Origin of the sequence: Streptomyces lydicus (assembly GCF_001729485.1) — a bacterium.
In the GTDB taxonomy this organism is placed as follows: domain Bacteria; phylum Actinomycetota; class Actinomycetes; order Streptomycetales; family Streptomycetaceae; genus Streptomyces; species Streptomyces lydicus_D.
This window is the reverse complement of the sequence record NZ_CP017157.1, coordinates 740,974-760,920: the sequence shown is the minus strand read 5'-3', so window position 1 is coordinate 760,920 and position 19,947 is coordinate 740,974. Positions and strand designations below refer to the sequence as shown.

The following is a 19,947-nucleotide window of genomic DNA, read 5'->3' as shown; positions in this document are numbered from 1 at the left end:
GCGGCGGTGTGCGAGGGGGCGGCCTACGGCGAGAGCGTCAGGGTGTCCTTGCCCGCCTTCTTCACGGCCGCTTCGCTGTACGCCCAGGGCAGCAGCTCGCCCTTGGCCCACTTGTCGGTCTGGTCGTAGTAGTGCGTGTCGTAGGCGTGCCCGGAGGAGCCGGTGAGGTTGATCCAGCGGGACTTGTCGAGGTCGGCGAGGTTGACGACCATCCGCATCGACGGGACCCAGGTGACCTTGTAGCCGCCGGCGGCGTTCCAGCCGGTGGCGTCGACCGCGGCCTCACCGCCGCCGACGTTCCACGGGCCACGGTTGAACAGGCCCTGGAGGAAGCCGGGCCCGTCGGTGCCGAGCGTCTGGTTCTTCAGGAACATCTGGTGCAGCCGGCCCCAGGTCCAGTTGTCGATGTTCTTGCCCAGCTTGGAGGTCAGTTCGTAGCGCGCGTCCTTCATGGCGTGCGCGAGGAGCTGGTCGCGGTTCTTGTCGCCGGGGCGGCCGGGCCGGTCCTCGGTCTTCCACCAGGCGTTGTTGGGGTCGTCGAGGATGTTGCGGACGACCTCGTACCAGCGGTCGCCGCCGTCGGGCTGCGCGGTGTCGCCGGCCCGCTGGCCGCATTCGCGGACGTAGGTGTCGTTCTCGTCGGCGGGTCCGGTCTCGTCGGCCGGGCGGACGGTCAGGCACTGCCCTTCGGGGCGCAGCTCCTTGGGCATCTTGTTGCCGAACGCGAGCTTGAGGGTGTTGCGCCAGACGGCGTTGAAGTAGGCGGCCGCGGCGGAGTCGGGCTCCTGGGTGAAGTCCCAGCCCTCCAGCAGCTGCTGGGCGTCGCGGACGTACTTGTCCTTGATGTCGAGCTTCGTCAGGTAGGGCGTGAGCAGCCGGGCGATCTCGCTGCTGTTGTCCCGCTGGAACGCCTGCATGTCGTCGGTGGAGACCTTGCCGCCGTCCTTGATCTTGGACTGGATCAGGTCGTTGATCCGCTGGCTGCGGGAGCCGTAGCCCCAGTCCTTGGTGATCAGGTACGGGTACTTCTCATCGGCCACGGCCTGGTTGGCGGTGACGATGTAGCCGCGCTCGGGGTTGTACTCGTACGGCAGGGCCTTCTGCGGGATGTAGCTCTTCCACTGGTAGGACGGGTCCCAGCCGGGTGCCGGGTAGGTGCCGTCGAAGTGGCCGTCGCCCTTGCCGCGGACCGGAATGCGGCCGGGCGCCTGGTAGCCGATGTTGCCCTTGGTGTCGGCGTAGATCAGGTTCTGGGAGGGGACCTCGAAGTGCTCGGCGGCCTTGCGGAAGCCGCTCCAGTCCTTGGCCCGGTCCAGCTCGAAGACGGCGTCCATGGACTTGCCGGGGTCCAGCGCGGTCCAGCGCAGCGAGACGGCGTAGCCGTCGCCGCGGTCCGGCGCGGCGTTGCCGACGGGGGCGTCCTTGCCGACGCTGCCGAGTTCGTCGTCGCGGTCGGAGACGATCGGGCCGTTGTTGGTGGAGCGGACGGTGATCTCGCGGCTCTCCCCGCCGGCGACCTTGATGGTCTCCTTGCGGGTGACGAAGGGCCGCTGCCTGCCGTCGTAGAGGTACCCGTCGGAGTTGATCTTCTCCAGGTACAGGTCGGTGACGTCCGCGCCCAGGTTGGTCATGCCCCAGGAGATGTTCTGGTTGTGGCCGATGACGACGCCGGGCATGCCGGAGAAGGTGAAGCCGGAGACGTCGTAGCCGCACTTGGGGCCGGTGGTACGGCAGTGCAGGCCCATCTGGTACCAGAGCGAGGGCATCTGGGGCGCCAGGTGCGGGTCGTTGGCGAGCAGCGGCTTACCGGTGGGGGTGTGCGCGCCGGAGACGACCCAGGAGTTGGAGCCGATGCCGTTGCCGTTGGGGCCGAGCAGCGCGGGGACCTTGTCGAGGGTCTTGGACAGCGACGACAGCTGGGACTGCAGGCCGGTGGCGGCGGCGCCGGCGGACGCGGGGGTGGAGTTGGCCGAGCCCTTGGGCGAGAACCGCTTGGTGGCCGGGTCGACCGTGCCGCCGTCGACGATCGGCTTGTTGCGCTTGTACGGGTACGCCGGGTAGAGCTGGGCGATCTGCTCGGGGGTGAAGCGGCTGGTCATCAGGGAGCGGTCGATCTCTTCCTGCATGTTGCCGCGCAGGTCCCAGGCCATCGCCTTGAGCCAGGCCACCGAGTCGACCGGCGTCCACTTCTCCGGCTTGTAGTCGTTCTGGAAGTCCAGTGCCGCGTACTCCAGGGACAGCGCGGAGCCGCCGTGGTCCTTGAGGTAGGCGTTGACGCCGTCGGAGTAAGCCTGGAGGTACTTCTTGGTGCCGGGCGACAGCTTGGTGTCGTACTCCTTCTGCGCCACGCGGTGCCAGCCGAGGGTGCGCAGGAACTCGTCGGTCTTGACCTGGCTCTTGCCGAACATCTCCGACAGCCGGCCGGCGGTCATGTGGCGCCGGACGTCCATCTCCCAGAAGCGGTCCTGGGCCTGGACGTAGCCCTGGGCGCGGAAGAGGTCCTGGTCGGTGTCGGCGTAGATCTGCGGGATGCCGTTGGCATCGCGGACGACGTCCACCGGGTCCGTCAGGCCCGGGAGTTTGAGCGAGCCGGTGGTCTGCGGGAAGGAGGCACGTACGGTGCTCACTCCCCAGTACGCGCCGAAACCGATGCCCGCCACGAGCAGCAGCACGACAGTGATCGCGACGAGGCGGCCGCGCCGCCCCTTCTTCTTCCTGGGGACCGGGCCGGACTTGTTGGCGGGCATCTCTGTCCTTCGAGGGGCAGGGTGGGAGTGCTGGAGCAACCATAGGCGCACGGGTTTGGCGACCCCTACGCGGAGTCAGGGCCAGCACATCCGACTTTCAAGCAATGGTAAATTGTTAGTCTCAGTAACTAGATACAGTAAGGAAAACCACCCCCCAGTCCGCCGCCCGGCCCTGTGCGAGGAAGGACCAGCTCCTGACTGTCGACCATCTCAATGAACTCCTGCTGCTCTGCTCGCTCGTACTGCTCATCGCGGTCGCCGCAGTACGGCTGTCCTCGCGCAGCGGGCTCCCCAGCCTGCTCATCTACCTGGGGATAGGCATCGCCATGGGGCAGGACGGCATCGGGGGCGTCGTCTTCGACAACGCCGAACTGACCCAACTCCTCGGCTATGCCGCGCTGGTCGTGATCCTCGCCGAGGGCGGGCTGGGCACCAAATGGAAAGAGATCAAACCGGCCCTTCCCCAGGCCGCGGCGCTCTCGACGGTCGGCGTCGCGGTGAGCGTGGGGGTCACCGCGGCCGGCGCGCACTACCTGGCCGGACTCGACTGGCGGCAGGCGCTGCTGATCGGCGCCGTGGTCTCGTCCACGGACGCCGCGGCGGTCTTCTCCGTGCTGCGCAGCGTGCCGCTGCCCGCGCGCCTGACGGGTGTCCTCGAAGCCGAATCCGGCTTCAACGACGCCCCGGTGGTCATCCTGGTCGTCGCCTTCTCCGCCCCGCGGCAGGTCGACCACTGGTACGTCCTGCTCGGTGAGATCGCCCTGGAACTCGCGATCGGCGCCGCCATCGGCGTGGCCATCGGCTGGCTCGGCGCCTACGGCATGCGGCACGTGGCGCTGCCCGCCTCCGGCCTCTACCCGATCGCCGTCATGGCCATCGCCGTCTCGGCCTACGCGGCCGGCGCGCTGGCCCACGGCTCCGGCTTCCTCGCCGTCTATCTGGCCGCGGTGATCCTCGGCAACGCCAAGTTGCCGCACGCGCCGGCCACCCGCGGCTTCGCCGAGGGCCTCGGCTGGATCGGCCAGATCGGGATGTTCGTCCTGCTGGGTCTGCTGGTGACCCCGCACAATCTGCTCGACGACATAGTGCCGGCGCTGGTCATCGGCATGATCCTCACCCTCGTCGCCCGACCGACGTCGGTGTTCACCGCGCTGCTGCCGTTCCGGGTGCCCTGGCGGGAGAAGACCCTGCTGTCGTGGGCCGGCCTGCGCGGCGCGGTCCCCATCGTGCTGGCCACCATCCCGATGGTGGGCGACGTACCCGGCAGCGAACGCGTCTTCAACATCGTCTTCGTCCTGGTCGTCGTCTACACCCTCATCCAGGGCCCGACCCTGCCCTGGCTCGCCAGGCGGCTGCGGCTGGGCGACGGCGAGGAGGCCGCGGACCTGGGCATCGAGTCGGCGCCCCTGGAACGGCTGCGCGGCCATCTGCTGTCGACGTCCATCGGGCCGTCGTCCCGGATGCACGGCGTGGAGGTCGGCGAGCTGCGGATGCCCGCGGGTGCCGCGGTCACCCTCGTCGTCCGGGACGGCTCCAGCTTCGTGCCGTCGCCGTCGACGGTGCTGCGGCACGGCGACGAACTGCTGGTGGTCGCCACCGACCCGGTGCGCGACGCGGCCGAGCGGCGACTGCAGGCGGTCTCCCAGGGCGGCAAGCTGGCCGGCTGGCTGGGCACCGGCGGCGCCGTGCGGCGGCACCCGCACCGGGGCGGCCGGACCTGAGGCCGGGCCGGGCCCACCACGGACGACCGGGTGCCGCCACCCGGAAATGTGCTGAAGATCTCCACGGATCCCAAGGAAAACCGCGTGAAGCCCTGGTTAATCCCAGGGCCTCACGCGGCGCGACCTGTAGTATGAAGACAGAACATCTACGAACCAACTCTGCCTGATGCAGAGCTGGCGCGACCGCTCGGCGGCCGCGGTCCCCTGCCACACGCAGCCACCTCTCGGGGTGCGGACCACGCGGTATCACTCGGTCCTGCGCGAGAGGACAGCTCTCGGCGCGTACCCGTGACGACCTTGCGGGCGGCGCGCTACCAGGCGGCAGAAAGGCCCGGCCGTGGCATCCGCGGTCAAGGATTCCCGTCCCGGTTACGGACGACTGCTCCGCACCCCCGGTGCATGGACATTCCTGCTGCCCGGCTTCCTGGCGCGGCAGCCCTTCGCGATGCTGACGATCGGCATCGTGCTGCTCGTCCAGTCCACCACCGGCTCCTACGGGACCGCCGGCGCGGTCTCCGCCGCGACCGGTGTCTCGATGGCGCTGTTCGCCCCGCAGAGCGGCAAGCTCGCCGACCGCTTCGGGCAGCGCGCGGTGCTGATCCCGGGCGTGCTGGTGCACGTCGCCGGCGTGTGCACGCTGATCACCCTGGCCCTCGCGCACGCCCCCCTGTGGGCGCTGCTCGCGGTGGCCGTCCCCACGGGCGCCTCGACCCCGCAGGTCGGCCCGATGGTGCGGGCCCGCTGGGCCTCCCGGCTCGGCGGCAGCCCGCTGATGCCGACGGCCGCCGCCTTCGAGTCGGTCACCGACGAGTTCACCTTCGTCGTCGGCCCGGTCCTGGCGACGGCGCTGTGCACCGGCATCCACCCGGCGGCCGGCCTGGTCGCCGAGGCGGTGCTGACGCTGGCCGGCGGCCTGCTGTTCGCCTCGCAGAAGCGCAGCCAGCCCCCGGTCCACACGGACGCGTCCGGTGGCGCACCGCGGGTCTCGGCCCTGTCGGTGCCCGGCGTGCGGGTGCTGATCGTCGCGTTCCTCGGCATCGGCGCCGTGTTCGGCGGCATGCAGGTCTCGCTGACGGCGTTCACCCAGCACATCGGCCAGCCCGGCATCAACGGCGTGCTCTACGGGATCTTCGCGGGCGGCAACATGCTCGCCGGCATCGTCTGCGGCGCGGTCGCCTGGAAGGTCGGCCCGCGGCGCCGGCTGCTGGTCGCCTACGGCCTGCTGGCGCTGGCCACCACCCCGCTGTGGACGCTCTCCGCGGTGCCGCTGCTGGGCGCGGTCGGCCTGGTGGTCGGCCTGTGCATCGCCCCGGCCCTGATCACCGGCTACACGCTGGTCGAGTCGCTGGTGCCGGCCGCCGCCCGTACCGAGGCGTTCACCTGGCTGACCGGCGCGGTCGCGCTGGGCCAGGCGGCCGCCGCCACCTCCGCAGGCCAGCTGGCGGACCGCTTCGGACCGAGCACCGGCTTCCTGGTGCCGCTGGCCGGCACCGCGCTGGCCTTCGTGGTGCTGCTGGCGCTCCGCGCCCACCTGGTGCCGCGCCCGGCGGCCGCGTCCGCTCCGGCGGGCTCGGCGGCCGTCACCGCCGCCGGACCCGCGTCCGAGGAGCGGGAACAGGATCGGGGACGGGAACTCACGAACGCCTGACGGACCCGCTGCCGGGCACGGGCCGGACGTGGGGTCGGACGTGGGGTCGGTCACCGTGGCCTCGTCGCGGTGGACGGAAGCACGGGAATACTGCAATATGGAGCGTCGTTAGCACTCATCGAGTGAGAGTGCCAGGAGGAAGTCAAGTGCCGACGTACCAGTACCAGTGCACCGAGTGCGGCGAGGGCCTCGAGGCGGTGCAGAAGTTCACCGACGACGCGCTCACCGAGTGCCCCGCCTGCCAGGGACGCCTCAAGAAGGTGTTCTCCGCGGTCGGCATCGTCTTCAAGGGCTCCGGCTTCTACCGCAACGACAGCCGCGGTTCGTCGTCCAGCAGCAGCCCCGCGAAGAGCTCCACCACCTCCGGCGGCTCGTCCTCCTCGGACTCCGCGGGTTCCTCGTCGAGCAGCTCCGACACCAAGTCGTCCGCCCCGGCGGCGTCGTCGTCGAGCAGCACGACGAGCACCAGCTCCGCGGCCTGACGACCGGCGCCAACGGCACCACCGGCTTCATCGGACCCCGCCGTCCCTGACGGCGGGGTCCGCCGCATGTCCGCCCTGGGGCGGCACGGCCGGGTGGCGTGCGGCCCCGCTAAGGTGACCGCCATGGCTGACGCGGACATAGGCGTCATCGGCGGATCGGGTTTCTACTCCTTCCTCGACGACGTGACCGAGATCACGGTGGACACCCCCTACGGCCGCCCGAGCGACTCGGTGTTCCTCGGCGAGATCGCCGGCCGCCGGGTCGCTTTCCTGCCCCGGCACGGGCGCGACCACCACCTTCCGCCGCACCGCATCAACTACCGCGCCAACCTGTGGGCGCTGCGCTCACTCGGCGTGCGCCAGGTCCTCGGCCCCTGCGCGGTCGGCGGCCTGCGCCCCGAATACGGCCCCGGCACCCTGCTGATCCCCGACCAGCTCGTGGACCGCACCAAGGCCCGCGTCCAGACCTACTTCGACGGCGAGCCGCTGCCCGGCCCCGCCTCCGCGGACGCGACCGGGAACGGCGGCGGCACGGAGCGGAGCGGGCGCGTCCCCCACGTCGTCCACCTGAGCTTCGCCGACCCCTACTGCCCCGCCGGCCGCCGGGCCGCCGTCGCGGCCGCCCGCGGCCGGGACTGGGAACCGGTCGACGGCGGCACGCTCGTCGTCATCGAGGGCCCCCGTTTCTCGACCCGCGCCGAATCCCGCTGGCACGCCGCCCAGGGCTGGTCGGTGGTCGGCATGACCGGCCACCCCGAAGCCGTCCTGGCCCGCGAACTGAGCCTGTGTTACACCTCGTTGACCCTGGTCACCGACCTGGACGCGGGCACCGAGGCCGGTGCCGGCGTCTCCCACGAAGAGGTCCTCGACGTCTTCGCGCAGAACGTCGGCCGGCTGCGCGAGGTGCTCTTCGACGCGGTCGCCGCTCTCCCGGGGACCACCGCCCGCGACTGCCCGTGCGTCGACGCCCACGCGGGCCGGGACCTGGGCATCGAGCTGCCGTAGCGGGACGCCGCCGCCCCTCGGCCTCCCTCTCCCGGGTGGCCGGGTTGTCCACAACGGCGGGGCCGTCCACAGGCCGGAGCGGGCCGGAGCGAACTGCGGCACGGTGGTGATCGCCGGTTGATTCCCACCCCACCGAGGCGGTGCCACCCATGCTCTCCGCACACCCCCACACCCGTCCCCCCGTCGCCCCTCCCGCCGCCCACGCGCCGCCCCTGCCCGCTCCCCCACCCTGTGAAGTGCCCCACTTTGCTCCGGTTCGGGTGAGCGGTGGCGGACGGTGCCGGGGCGGGTCCGGCAGACGGCGGATGCTGGCCGCCGGCCTGGCGGTGGCCGCCGCAGCACTGGCCGGCGGAGCCTCGTACGGGTCCGTACGAGGCTTACCCGCGGGCGGCTGCCCGTCGGCGACGGCGCCGGGAGGGCGGTGAACATGCTTCAAGATCGAGTGGCTTCCGCCCGGCCGTCACGCGAGACTGCTGCGAGTGGCGGGGCATCTGCCGCGCGCCGAGGGAGGCGCGCCCCTCGTACCGGTACCGCCGCATCTGTCCGTCGCCTCGACGGCCCCCACGCCGTTCGCCGGATCCGCACCGACGCGCCCGCCGATCACTGGTTCGGGGCGCACGACTGGACAGCCCCGCCCCGCCCTGCCGTAAGTTGCGGTGCTGATCGTTGGTGCACCGTTCGTAGCAAGAGTGGAAAGAGGCTGTCAGGTGAGCGAGAGCAAGGGCGTCCTTCAGGGGTTCAAGGAATTCCTGATGCGCGGCAACGTCATCGAACTCGCGGTCGCGGTCGTCGTCGGTGCGGCCTTCACGAACATCGTGAACGCCGTGGTCAAGGGCGTCATCAACCCGATCATCGGCGCCTTGGGCTCGCAGAACCTCGACAACTACAAGGCGTGTCTCACGACCTGCACCGTGGACAGGAAGACGGGCCAGTTCACCGACGGCATCTACATCCTCTGGGGCTCGGTGCTCAGCTCCGCGCTGACCTTCCTGATCACCGCCGCGGTCGTCTACTTCCTCATGATCCTTCCGATGAACAAGTGGAAGGAGCGGCAGGCGGCCAGGAAGCCGGCGGAGGACACCCCGCTGGCCCTGACCGAGGTCGAACTGCTCACGGAGATCCGCGACGCGCTGATCGCCCAGCGCATCCCCTCGCCGTCCACGCCCTCCGCCACGTCGGGCACCATCGGCACGCAGAAGACCCAGGAGTAGCAGGCGTCACCGGCCGGCAGCACATGCCGCCCCGTCGCCTCGCTCAGAGGTGGTGGGGCGGCTTTTCGTCGAGGAAACGGGCGAGATCGGCGGCACCGCCACCGCCGGCCGGACGTTCGCCCCAGCCCCGGTCGGAGTCGTCCGACGACTGCTGGCTCAGCGGATCGTCGAAGATCAGCCGCGCGGCGGCGGACGCGGCCGGGCGGCGACCGGCAGCGGCCTTGGCGGGGGCCTCGGAGCCGGAGTCGGCCCCGGGGGCGGCATCGGGCGTGCGGCGGGCGTCAGCTGCCGGCGCGGTATCCGCGTCGGGGCTGGGTTCCGCCCCGGAGGCGGCCTGGGGCCCGGGGTTCCGCTCGGGTTCGGGGGTGGTGCTCACCCCTCCAGGGTACGGGCGGGCCGGACCCGGCGGCCGACCGGCGGGCGCCCACCGCACCCTTGCGGCCGCCGGCGAGCCCCGCCGTGAGCGAGAGGCCGACCGTGGACGAGCCGGCTGCCACCGGCTCCCGGCCAGGGCCGGCGCGGGGTGCTGACAGGGGGCGCGGTCCACTCGGCGCGTTCAGCCGGCCAGCGGCAGCTCGCCGACGACCTGGTCGCCGCTCAGCTCCCCGGTCGGGACGAAGCCGAGACGCAGATAGAACCGCTCCGGCCCGTGCGCGCCCGGCACCCAGGTCACGGTCGCGCGCGACTGTCCCCGGCGGCGCAGTTCCGCGCACACCGACTCCACAGCGAACCGCCCATATCCCCGGCCCTGTCGGTCGGCGGCGATGTTCAGCCGCCAGAGGCCGGAGCGGAGCCTGTCCTCGGGATCGTCCGGGTTGAACCGGACCAGGAAGAAGGCCATGACGAAGCCCACGAGCTGTTCACCCTCGAAGATCAACCGCGGCCAGGCGATCTCGGGTTGCGCATACGCCTCGGCCAGCGACCGCGCCACCGGCGCCACGAGCCCCTCCTGGTCCGGCCGCACCTGGAGCCGACAGGCGGCCTCGACGTTGTCCGGGGTGACCTTCTCCAGGCGCAGCGATGATGACGTCATGCCGGCAAGCTACCGACCGGCCGGGGCGGCTTCGACGGAATAAAGCGGCAGGGTGCGCCGCGTGCGGACGGGGGCCGCGGGACGCCGCGAACTCCCCCGGGGCTAATGGCCCTTGTCGTGGGTGGGTATCGGGTGCGGCCGCTGACCGTCGCGGGGCCGGTTCGGCGGGCTCTGCGAGCCGTGGCTGCGTCTGCCGGGGCGGTTGCGGTCGGTGCCGGGGAGGGAGTGCCTGCGGCGCGCGGGTTCCTGTGCGGGCATGGCGATGCCTTTCAGGGCGTGGGGGGGGACAAGGCCCACGCTAGGCGCTGATGCGGCTGCCGGCCCGTTCTGTGACCTTTGTGGGTGAGGGGTGGGGTGGGGGTGGGGCGGAGGGGGGTGGGGTGGGCGGGGGGAGGGGGAGGGCCCCCGGGGCTTGAGCCCGTCTGTCCGGCCGCCCGTCGTTTGTGGGTCTCCTCGCCGTCTCCGGACCTGCCCGCCGTCTGCGGTCCTGCCCGCCGTCTCCGGACCTGCCCGCCATCCGCGATCCTGCTCGCCGTCTCGGGACCTGCCCGCCGTCTCACCTGCAGGAGCGAATCGTTTCCTCAACCCTTGTCGGCCCAGCCGGTACTGCCCAGCTCTTGCCGGCCCAGCCGGTATTGCCCAGCCCTTGCCGGCGCAGTCCTTGTCGGCTTAGCCGTTGCTGGTCGTGTTCTCCAGTACCTCGTGCCACCACAGGTCACGTCCCGGCTTCCAGGAGACGGGCCGGGAGCAGCGGTTCACGACGAGCACGGTCGGTCGGGGCGCGCCCCCCGCGGCCGCGCTCCGTGCCAGTGCGTGGTCGAGCAGCGGCTTCACCGGCCGTACCGCACCGTCCCAGAACGCGGCGTCCGCCGTGATCATCACTCGGGCGTCCGACTCCCGGGTGCGGGCGACCAGTTCGGGCACCGTCAGTGAGACGGGCAGCGTCGTACGTATCGCGTCCAGCCGGCCGCAGGCGAGGGTGGCGATCACCGATTCCGGCACGAGTGGCAGATGAACGGCGACCCGGTCGCCGGCCCGCACGCCGAGCCGGGTGAGCGCCTCGGCGGCCCGTTTGGCCTGGTCGAGGAGCATGCCGTGGGTCAACTCCTCCAGCCGTCCCGGCTCTCCGGTCCAGGTGAGGGCGATCCGGGACGCGTCCGGCTCCTGAACTTCCCGGGCGTCATCTGCCTGCTCTGAGATCACACGGTGCAACATGCGTGCCAGCATGGCGATCATCGATCAACGATCGCTGAACGTCCGCTGTACGGGGTCGGGGCCGGCGCCGGCCCGTCCTCACACCCTCACACGGACCGCGCTCCTGGGGTCACGCCTCCAGAGTCCTGCCCCCTTCCGATGCGTTCCATCCCTCCTTCTCACCCACGATTCCGGCCTTCCGCGCGGGCGTACGGATTCCGGGCTCAGCCGGCCGTGGCGCCCGCTGCCGTTCTCGTGGCTTCGAAGCCGCCCGCCACGTCGCAGACGTCGTCGAAGCCGCGGGCTTCCAGGAGGGCGGCTGCGATCACCGAGCGGTTTCCGCTGCGGCAGTAGAGGACGACGGGGCGGCGGGGGTCCAGTTCCGTGATGCGGTCGGGGAGGGTGGCGAGCGGGATGCTGAGGGCGTCGGGCAGGGCGCCCGCCTCGTATTCGGCGGGGTTGCGGACGTCGACCAACTGGGCGTGCGGCGGCAGTTCGTCGTCGTGGCGTATGCGGTGGCTGTGGCGGACGAGTGCGGGGGCCTGGTCCAACGCGGTTGCCGGGTCCGGCAGATGGCCGATGACGTGGTCGTAGCCGATGCGGGCGAGGCGCAGGCGGGCTTCCTGTTCGGTGCCGGGGTCGGCGAGCAGCACGATCGGGGTGCCCGGTGCGACGACGCTGCCGGCGTATTCCGCGAACCGGGTGTCCAGGCTGGTGTGGAGCGATCCGGTGAGATGCGCGCGGGTGTAGGCGGCGAGCGGGCGGCAGTCGAGGAGGGCGGCGCCCTGTTGGTCGCGGGCGGCGAGCGCCTCCCCCAGGGTGAGGGCGGGCGGCGGGGTGGCGTCCAGGAAGGGGTGGCCGTCCCTGTTGAGGGCGGCGTCGTGGGCGAAGTAGCCGGGTGTGGCCGGCTGCCCGGTGGTGATCAGCCGGACGAAGTCGGCCTCGGGCATGGGCTGCAGGGCGTAATTGAATCGGCGCTGGTCGCCGATGGTGGAGCTGGTCTCGGTGGAGAGGCTGCGGCCGCAGGCGGAGCCGGCGCCGTGTGCGGGGAAGACCCGGGTGGCGTCCGGGAGGGCCATGAGTTTGGTGTGCAGGGAGCGGTAGAGGCGTGCGGCCATGTCCTCGGGTGAGTGGCCGGCCGCGGAGAGCAGGTCGGGTCGGCCGACGTCGCCGACGAAGAGGGTGTCGCCGGTGAGCACGCCGAACGGCACGTCGTCATCGGGCCGTTCATGGACGACCAGGCAGAGGGATTCCAGGGTGTGGCCGGGGGTGGCGAGGACGGTGAGGGTGACGCCTTCGCCGTCCCGCGCGCCGAGGCTGATGCGTTCGCCGTCGCGTAACCGGCGGATGGGGAAGCCGGTTCGGGCGGCCTCTCCGAAGGCGATGGTGGCGCCGGTGGCCCGGGCGAGTTCCAGGTGGCCGGAGAGGAAGTCGGCGTGAATGTGGGTTTCGATGACGAGTTCGATGCGCAGTCCGGCGGCCTCCGCGTCGTGCAGGTAGTCGTCGATGTCGCGGCGGGGGTCGACGAGGACGGCGCGTCCGGTGGTCGGGTCGCCGATCAGGTAGGACGCCTGAGAGAGGCAGTCGAGGTAGTACTGCGCGAAGTGCACGGTGGGCCTCCGGGGGTCCAGGGGTGGGCGGGTGCCGCGTACGCGGTGGGCGGCGCGCGCTCCGGCCGGGGGTGCGTTGTGCGGATGCACGGATGTACGTACATTAAGGATCCGGGTCGGCGGGCGACAAGCCGGGGTGGGCCGCAACGCGTCAGCAGTCGTCTCGATCTCACGATGTGACCGGACGTCACGGTGAGCCCGCGTCAGCTCGTGGCCGGCCCGTACCGCCCGTATCGCCCCGCCCCCTCAGAGTCCCGCGGAGGAACAACCATGACGACCGAGCAGCCGGACGGCGCGCACGCTCCGCGCCCCCTGGACCGGCGCTCCCCGCTACCCCTCTGGGCGCAGCTCTTCGCGGATCTGCGTCGTCGGATGGAGGCCGGTGCGTTCACCGAGGAGTTCCCGGCCGAGCACCGGCTCACCGGCGAGTACGAGGTCAGCCGGCACACCGTGCGCGAGGCGCTGCGCAAGCTGCGCGCCGACGGTCTGGTGATCGCCGAACGCGGCCGGGCCAGCCGGCTGGACACCCGTCGCATACAGCAGCCGCTCGGCTCGCTCTACAGCCTCTTCCGCGAGTTGGAGGGGCAGGGCGTGGAGCAGCGCAGCGAGGTGTTGCGGCTGGAGCGGACCGTGGACGGCACCGTGGCGGGGCATCTGGGGCTGGTTGCGGACGCGCCGCTGGTCGTACTGGAGCGGCTGCGGCTGGCGGACGGCGAGCCGCTCGCCCACGACACCGCGTATCTGCCCGCCGAGATCGCCGAGCCGCTGCTGGCGGCCGACTTCGGGCACACCTCGCTGTACGGCGAGTTGTCGCGGCGCTGCTCGGTGAAGGTCACCGGGGGCCGTGAGCGGATTCAGCCGTTCCTGCCGGACGTGCGGCAGGCGTGGCTGCTGGGGCTGGCCGACCGGGAGGCGGCGTTCGCCATCGAGCGGCTGGGCCGGGCCGGGGAGCGGCCGGTGGAGTGGCGCGAGACGGTGGTGCGCGGTGACCGTTTCAGCTTCGTCGCCGAGTGGTCCGACGAGAGCCGGGCCGTCGCGCTGGCGCCGCGGGCCGCCGCTTCGGCCGCCACCTCAACGTCGCCGGTGGCTTCGGCGCCCGCCGTCCCGTGTCCGTCGGTCTAGCGTGTCCGTCCTCTTAGCGGTGGCGGCGCTGCCGTGCGGGCTGCTGATCGGGCTGCTGCTGGGGGCGCTCGGTGGTGGCGGTTCGGTGCTGGCGGTGCCCGCGCTGGTCGGTCTGCTGGGGCAGTCGCCGCACGAGGCGACGGCGGGTGCGCTGGTCGTGGTCGCGGTCGGCGCGGTGTCCGGTCTGGTCTGCCATGCCCGGGCGGGCCGGGTCCGGTGGGTGGCCGGCGCGGTGTTCGGCGCACTGGGTACGGCCGGCAGCTACGTCGGCTCCCGTTGGAGTGCGGCGCTGCGGCCCGACGTCCTGATGACGGCCTTCGCCGGGCTGATGCTCGTGGTGGCGGCGATGCTGGTGTGGCGGGAGGTGCGTGCAGGGCGCGCGGCGGAGCCGACCCCGAGCCGGCCCGTAGGGGAAACGGCACGGCCCGCACGGGACCCGAACCGGCCTTTACGTGACCCGGCGCAGCCCTTACGGGACCCGGCACGGCCCGCCGCGCCGGCCACGCCCGCCACGCCCCCCGCCCCTCTCTCCGAGACCGCCCCCGACGCCGTCTCCCTCCCCCACACCGACTCCCCCTCCCGCACCGTTCTCCTCTCCCGGCCCGTCCGGGTCGCCGTCACCGCGTCCGCCGTCGGGCTGCTCACCGGCTTCTTCGGGGTCGGCGGTGGCTTCGTCGTCGTGCCGGCCCTCACGTTGGTGCTGGGCCTGGAGATGCCGGTCGCCATAGGGACCTCGCTGCTCGTCATCCTCATCAACTCCCTGACGGCGCTGGGCACCCGGGCCGGCACAGGGGGCCTGGACTGGCGGCTGCTGGCCGGCTTCGCGGCGTGCGCCGCCATCGGCAGTCAGCTGGGCAACCGCCTCACCACCCGCCTGCGCCCCCGGACCCTCACCACGGCGTTCGCCGCCCTCGTCACCGTCCTCGCCCTCGCCATGGCCACCACCGCCGTCCCCCACCTCTGACCCGGCCACCCACCACCAACCAGCAACCACCAACCGCCGCAACCCGATCACCCACCCCGTCCCAGGAGGACCTCATGACCCCCGCACCCGCCACCGCCCCGTCCCACCACCAGGTCCTCATCGTCGGCGGCGGTACCGCGGGCATCACCGTCGCCGCCCGCTTACGCCGCGCCGGTGTCCGCGACATCGCGCTGCTGGAGCCGTCCGAGACGCACTGGTACCAGCCGCTGTGGACGCTCGTCGGGGGTGGCCAGGCGCCGTTGCGGGCCTCGCTGCGCACCGAGGCGGACGTCATGCCGCCGGGCGTGCGCTGGCTGCGGGAACGCGCCACCGCCGTCGATCCGACCGCCCGCACCGTCACCACCGCCTCCGGCCGGGTGCTCTCCTACGGGCGGCTGGTGCTGGCGCCCGGTCTGGAGCTGGACTGGGACGGCGTGCCCGGCCTCGCCCCGGCGCTCGGCCACGGCGGGGTGTCGAGCAACTACCGGCCCGATCTCGCCCCGCTCACCTGGGAGTTGATCCGCCGGATGCGCCGTGGCACGGCGGTCTTCACCATGCCGTCGGGGCCGGTGAAATGCGGCGGCGCCCCGCAGAAGATCGCGTATCTGGCCGCCGACCACTGGCGCAAGCGCGGGGTGCTGAAGTCGATCCGCACCATTCTGGTGCTCCCGGAGCCCGCGATGTTCAAGGTGCCGGTCTTCGACCGGGCGCTGCGGGAGACGGCCCGCCGCTACGGCATCGAGGTGCGGCTGAGCTCGGAGATGACCGCTGTCGACGGGCCGGCGCGGGAGGCGGTGCTCACCGATCACACCACCGGGACGGCGGAGACGGTCCGCTACGACCTGCTGCACGCCGTACCGCCGCAGCGGGCCCCGCGCTGGCTCGCCGACGGTCCGCTCGCCGACCCCCAGTCCCCCTACGGGTACGTCGCGGCGGACCGCGAGACGCTTCAGCACCCCGACTTCCCCCATGTCTTCGTGCTCGGCGATGTCGCCAACCTTTCGACGTCCAAGACGGGTGCGGCGATCCGCAAGCAGGCCCCGGTCGTCGTCAGCAATCTCCTCGCCGGGTTGCGCGGGCGCCCCGCCGCCGCCCGCTACGACGGCTACACCTCCTGCCCGCTGGTCACCGCGCGGCACAAGATGCTGCTCGCCGAGTTCGACTACGACCTGCGGCCCACGCCCTCCCTTCCGTTCATCGACACCACGCGCGAACGCACCGACATGTGGTTCCTCAAGCGCTACGGCCTGCCGCAGCTCTACTTCAGGGCCATGCTCAAGGGACTCGCGTAACCGCTCGGGCGGGTGCCGGCGGCCCCGGAACGCGCCGGGGCCGCCGTCGTGCCGCCTACGCGGGGACCTCGGCGTCGGCCGGATGCAGGTCCGCCACCACGCACGCCACGTTGTCCGGCGCGCCCGCCGCGTGGGCCAGGGCGATCAGGTCCGCCACGGCCTGCTCGGGGGTTTCGGCGGCGGTCAGTACGTCCTGGAGGGACTCGGGCGGGACCACGCCGGTGAGGCCGTCGGTGCACAGGAGGTAGCGCTCGCCGGCGCGGGCGTCGAGCAGTTGGAGGTCCGGGGTGAACGGGCTGTCGCCGTCCAGGGAGCGCAGGAGCTGGGCGCGCTGCGGGTGGGACGGGGCCTCTTCGGGGGTGAGGCGGCCCTCGTCGACGAGGGACTGGACCAGGCTGTGGTCGTGGGTGACGCGGAACAGGCCGGAGTCGCGCAGGACGTAGGCCCGGGAGTCGCCGATGTGCAGGAGGGCCAGTTGGGAGCCGGCGCGCAGGAGGGCGGTGAGGGTGCTGCCGGTGGCCTCGTCGGCCGTCGGGGCGGCCCGGTGGGCGCCGCGGGCCGCTTCCTCCAGTGCCGCCAGGGGGTCCGTGCCGGCCGGGGCGTCGTCCAGGTGCTGGAGCGCGCCCACGGCGGCGGCCGCGGCGCGGTCGCCCTCCGGGCCGTAGCCGTCGGCGACGGCGAGCAGCCGCGGGCCGGCGTGGGCGGCGTCCTGGTTGGCCGGGCGGACCAGGCCGCGGTCGGTGCGGGCGGCGTAGCGCATGGTCAGTGGCGTGGCTGAGGCGTTCATGGGGCTGGTGTCCTTCCGTTGGAGCTGGTCGACGAGGAAGGCGGCCAGGTCACGGCGGGCGGCGGTGTCGGCTTCGACCTGTGCCCAGTACGCGGCGACCGCCTCGGCCGCCGCGTCGGGCGTCAGCGCGCACACCTCGCGGATGCGGGCCAGCGGCATGCCGAGCCGGCGCAGCCAGGCGACCAGGCGGGCCCGCTCCAACTGGGCCGGGGCGTAACGGCGGTAGCCGTTGACCGGGTCGACGTGGGCCGGCGGCAGCAGGCGCAGCTCGTCGTAGAGGCGCAGGGCCTTCGGCGAGAGCCGGGAGGCGCGGGCGAACGCGCCGATGGTGAGCAGTTCCGCTCCGTCCGCGTGATGGTTCATGCCGCGCCTCCTTCCGGCGTCCGGTGGTCCGGCCGTCCCGTACGGTCCGGGCCGTCTGTTCTTCCTCGTACCGGGCGTCAGGACGGCCCGGCCCTGCCGATGCTGGGCCTTCCCCCAAGGACAAGGTCAACCGGCGGTGTCAGCCGGTTTCCGTCGCGTCCCCCGTCCCCTTTCCCAGCTGGTTGAGCGCCCCCGCCGTGAGGGCCTGGACGCCCATGGTGAGGGTCGGCCGGGGCACCGGGGCGAAGCGCGGGGAGTGGTTGGAGGGGATGTCCTGGGCCAGCCGGCCGGCGGCGAGGGCGGTGTGGAATTCCTCCGGGTCCCATCCGCCGAGCCACCAGTAGTAGAGCGGGGCTCCGGCGGCGGTCGCCAGGAGGCCGGCGTCCTCGCTGCCGGTGGCCGGCTCGTAGGCGAACAGCCGTTGCTCGCCGAAGAGTTGGGTGAATTCCTCGTTGACCGCGCCGAGGGTGTCGGCGTCGTTGACGGTGACGGGGAACGAGTCGAGGAACTCGGTCTCCGGGTCGCGGCCGGCCCCGGAGGCGGCGGCCTCGGCGCGGGCGATGCGGTCGATGGCGGCGAGCACGGCGGTGCGGACGGTCTCGTCGAAGGTGCGGACGCTGAGCCGTACGACGGCCCGGTCGGGGATGACGTTGGCGCTCTCGCCGGCCTGGAAGGAGCCGACGGTGACCACGACGCGGTCCTTGGGGGCGACTTCGCGGGACACCACGGACTGCACCCGCTGGACGAAGGATGCCGCCATGAGGATCGGGTCGGTGGTGGTCTCGGGGCGGGAGCCGTGGCCGCCGGTGCCGTGGAAGGTGATCTGCAGGCTGTCGGCGGCGGCCATGCAGGCGCCCGGGCAGTACGCGATCAGGCCGGCGCCGAACGGGGCGACGTGCTGGGCCAGCACCACGTCGGGCGTGGGCACCAGGTCCTTGTCGTAGAGGCCGGCGTCGATCAGCGCGCGGGCGCCGCTGCCGATCTCCTCGGCGGGCTGGAAGAGGGCGATCAGTGTGCCGGACCAGTGCGCGCGGCCGGCGGCGAGCAGGTCGGCGGCGCCCAGCAGGCAGGTGACGTGCACGTCGTGGCCACAGGCGTGCATCCGGCCGGGGACCGTGGAGGCGTACGGCAGGCCGGAGTCCTCGGTGACGGGCAGCGCGTCCATGTCGGCGCGCAGCAGCACCACCGGGCCGGGGCCGTTGCGCAGGACGCCGGCGACGCCGGTGCCGGCGATGCCGGTGGTGACGTCGTAGCCGCTGCGGGTCAGCCGGCGGGCGGCCTCGGCGGCGGTGCGGGTCTCCTCGAAGCCGAGCTCGGGGTGGCGGTGGAGGTCCTCGTAGAGCGCCACGAGGTCGTCGAGGCGGTCGTCGAGCGGGGCGAGGACGGCGGTGGGGGCGGAGTCGGGGGCGGCCGCGGGGGCGGTGTTTCCGGTCGTGTCACTGTCGCTCATACGCGCATTCGACCATGAACGGCGGGCGGGCTTCGAGCCTGCCACCGTGCCGGTCGGGCCTTTGCTGGCCGGACTTGGCGGTTGCCCGCAGCACCGTCCGTGACACCGCGGCCCGCTGCTGCAACCGTGGCTCGACCCGCCTGCGAGCCGTGGCGCTGGCAGGCCCGAGCCGAGGACCGGAGGCCGACGTTGGCCACTTCACCCCACCGACCGAACGGCGAGCCGCGCGACCTCACCACGCATCTGATGGACCAGGCCATGGGCCATCTCTTTTCCGCGGCGCTGCGCACCGTCGCCCTGCACCGGATAGCCGACCACCTCTCCGGGGGCCCGCGCACGGCCGAGCAGCTGGCCGCCGCGACCGGCACCCACGCCCCGCACCTGCGTCGGGTGCTGCGCTACCTCGCCACCCGGGGCCTTTTCCGGGAGGACTCCTCGGGCGCCTACCGGCTGACGCCGGCCGCCGGACCGCTGCGTACCGACGTGCCCGACTCGCTGCACCCGGCGGTGCTGATGATGACCGACGAGATGTTCCTGCGGACCTCGGCCGCGCTGCCGGACGCCGTGCGGCACGGCGAGCCGTCCTTCGAGCGGACCCTGGGGGCGCCGCTCTTCGAGCACCTGCTGGCGGACCCGGCCGCCCGGCGGCTCTTCGACGACGGGATGGCGTCGCTGTCCGCGCCGGTGGACGAGGCGGTGGCGGACGCCTGGCCCTTTCCCGGGACCGGCACGGTCGTGGACGTCGGCGGTGGCCGCGGCGGTCTGCTGCGGGCCGTGCTGCGCCGCCGTCCGGAACTGACCGGGGTGCTGTTCGACCAGGCGCCGCCGCTGGCCCACCACCTGCTGGACGGCGACGGGTTGAAGGGCCGCTGGCGCACCGAGGAGGGCGATTTCTTCGTGTCGGTGCCGCCGGGCGGGGACGTCTACGTGCTCAAGCACGTGCTGCACGACTGGTCGGACGAGGACTGCCGGCGCATTCTGCGGAACTGCCGTACGGCGATGGCGGTGGGCAGCCGGCTGCTGCTCGTCGACGCGGTGCTGCCGCCGGGCAACGCGCCGCACTTCGGCAAGACCCTGGACGTCGCGATGATGGTGGTGGCCGACGGGCGGGAGCGGACCGCGGAGGAGTTCGCGACGCTGCTGTCGGCGTGCCGTTTCCGGCTGACGCGGGTGCTGCCGACGTCCGCGTTCCCGTCGGTGGTGGAGGCGGTCGCCGAGTAGCCGGCGGGCCCCGCCGGACGACACACCGCGCTCCCTCATGGGCGGCACGGCCCGCCCGCGTTGTACTGAGGGCCGCCCCGCCGGGCCGACGAGAGGA

The 19,947-nt window shown here is 72.7% G+C and carries 17 protein-coding genes; 9 read left to right on the top strand and 8 right to left on the bottom strand.

Annotated features, from left to right (window positions below):
• Positions 1–23: 23 nt before the first annotated feature.
• Positions 24–2,747 (bottom strand): penicillin acylase family protein, encoded by a 2,724-nt coding sequence (locus SL103_RS03335; RefSeq protein WP_069567238.1) that lies wholly within the window; start codon positions 2,745–2,747, stop codon positions 24–26.
• A 194-nt stretch (positions 2,748–2,941) separates the two neighbouring features.
• Between SL103_RS03335 and SL103_RS03330 the strand changes: the two genes are divergently transcribed.
• The 5 genes from SL103_RS03330 (at position 2,942) to mscL (ending at position 8,814) form a co-directional block, all read left to right on the top strand.
• A complete protein-coding gene (locus SL103_RS03330) occupies positions 2,942–4,468 on the top strand; it encodes a potassium/proton antiporter (RefSeq protein WP_079145539.1) in 1,527 nt (508 codons plus the stop codon).
• Between the two features lie 337 nt (positions 4,469–4,805).
• Positions 4,806–6,116 carry an MFS transporter gene (locus SL103_RS03325; protein ID WP_069567236.1) on the top strand — a complete coding sequence of 437 codons (1,311 nt, stop codon included), beginning with the start codon at positions 4,806–4,808 and terminating at the stop codon, positions 6,114–6,116.
• Between the two features lie 146 nt (positions 6,117–6,262).
• On the top strand, positions 6,263–6,598 hold the full coding sequence (locus SL103_RS03320; RefSeq protein WP_069567235.1) for an FmdB family zinc ribbon protein: 336 nt from the start codon (positions 6,263–6,265) through the stop codon (positions 6,596–6,598).
• 123 nt (positions 6,599–6,721) lie between these two features.
• On the top strand, positions 6,722–7,603 hold the full coding sequence (locus SL103_RS03315; protein WP_069567234.1) for an S-methyl-5'-thioadenosine phosphorylase: 882 nt from the start codon (positions 6,722–6,724) through the stop codon (positions 7,601–7,603).
• A gap of 707 nt (positions 7,604–8,310) precedes the next feature.
• Positions 8,311–8,814 (top strand): large conductance mechanosensitive channel protein MscL, encoded by a 504-nt coding sequence (gene mscL / locus SL103_RS03310; RefSeq protein ID WP_069567233.1) that lies wholly within the window; start codon positions 8,311–8,313, stop codon positions 8,812–8,814.
• A 43-nt stretch (positions 8,815–8,857) separates the two neighbouring features.
• Here the strand turns inward: mscL and SL103_RS03305 are convergent, their stop codons facing one another.
• The 5 genes from SL103_RS03305 to SL103_RS03290 all read right to left on the bottom strand — a co-directional run bounded on the left by SL103_RS03305 (position 8,858) and on the right by SL103_RS03290 (position 12,651).
• Complete coding sequence (locus SL103_RS03305) at positions 8,858–9,190, bottom strand: hypothetical protein (RefSeq protein WP_069567232.1); 333 nt, start codon at positions 9,188–9,190, stop codon at positions 8,858–8,860.
• A 180-nt stretch (positions 9,191–9,370) separates the two neighbouring features.
• A complete protein-coding gene (locus tag SL103_RS03300) occupies positions 9,371–9,847 on the bottom strand; it encodes a GNAT family N-acetyltransferase (protein WP_069567231.1) in 477 nt (158 codons plus the stop codon).
• Between the two features lie 102 nt (positions 9,848–9,949).
• The gene (locus tag SL103_RS37615) at positions 9,950–10,105 is read right to left on the bottom strand and encodes a hypothetical protein (RefSeq protein WP_164492748.1); all 156 of its coding nucleotides are present in this window, start codon (positions 10,103–10,105) and stop codon (positions 9,950–9,952) included.
• A gap of 411 nt (positions 10,106–10,516) precedes the next feature.
• On the bottom strand, positions 10,517–11,050 hold the full coding sequence (locus tag SL103_RS03295) for an AMP-binding protein (protein WP_244303831.1): 534 nt from the start codon (positions 11,048–11,050) through the stop codon (positions 10,517–10,519).
• A gap of 215 nt (positions 11,051–11,265) precedes the next feature.
• Positions 11,266–12,651 carry an MBL fold metallo-hydrolase gene (locus SL103_RS03290; protein WP_069567230.1) on the bottom strand — a complete coding sequence of 462 codons (1,386 nt, stop codon included), beginning with the start codon at positions 12,649–12,651 and terminating at the stop codon, positions 11,266–11,268.
• A gap of 270 nt (positions 12,652–12,921) precedes the next feature.
• Here SL103_RS03290 and SL103_RS03285 point away from each other — a divergent pair, with 270 nt between their 5' ends.
• The 3 genes from SL103_RS03285 to SL103_RS03275 all read left to right on the top strand — a co-directional run bounded on the left by SL103_RS03285 (position 12,922) and on the right by SL103_RS03275 (position 16,029).
• Positions 12,922–13,773: a GntR family transcriptional regulator gene (locus SL103_RS03285; RefSeq protein ID WP_069567229.1), complete on the top strand. Its 852-nt coding sequence runs from the start codon at positions 12,922–12,924 to the stop codon at positions 13,771–13,773.
• Between the two features lies 1 nt (position 13,774).
• A complete protein-coding gene (locus SL103_RS03280) occupies positions 13,775–14,737 on the top strand; it encodes a sulfite exporter TauE/SafE family protein (RefSeq protein WP_069567228.1) in 963 nt (320 codons plus the stop codon).
• 74 nt (positions 14,738–14,811) lie between these two features.
• Entirely contained in the window at positions 14,812–16,029 is a 1,218-nt protein-coding gene (locus tag SL103_RS03275) for an NAD(P)/FAD-dependent oxidoreductase (RefSeq protein ID WP_069567227.1), read from the top strand.
• Between the two features lie 55 nt (positions 16,030–16,084).
• On the opposite strand, the gene SL103_RS03270 is transcribed toward SL103_RS03275, so the two are convergent.
• Positions 16,085–17,179 (bottom strand): MerR family transcriptional regulator, encoded by a 1,095-nt coding sequence (locus tag SL103_RS03270; protein ID WP_069567226.1) that lies wholly within the window; start codon positions 17,177–17,179, stop codon positions 16,085–16,087.
• Positions 17,180–17,318: 139 nt separating this feature from the next.
• Entirely contained in the window at positions 17,319–18,629 is a 1,311-nt protein-coding gene (locus SL103_RS03265) for an amidohydrolase (RefSeq protein ID WP_069567225.1), read from the bottom strand.
• Positions 18,630–18,818: 189 nt separating this feature from the next.
• Here SL103_RS03265 and SL103_RS03260 point away from each other — a divergent pair, with 189 nt between their 5' ends.
• Positions 18,819–19,850 carry a methyltransferase gene (locus SL103_RS03260; RefSeq protein WP_069567224.1) on the top strand — a complete coding sequence of 344 codons (1,032 nt, stop codon included), beginning with the start codon at positions 18,819–18,821 and terminating at the stop codon, positions 19,848–19,850.
• Positions 19,851–19,947 lie beyond the last annotated feature (97 nt).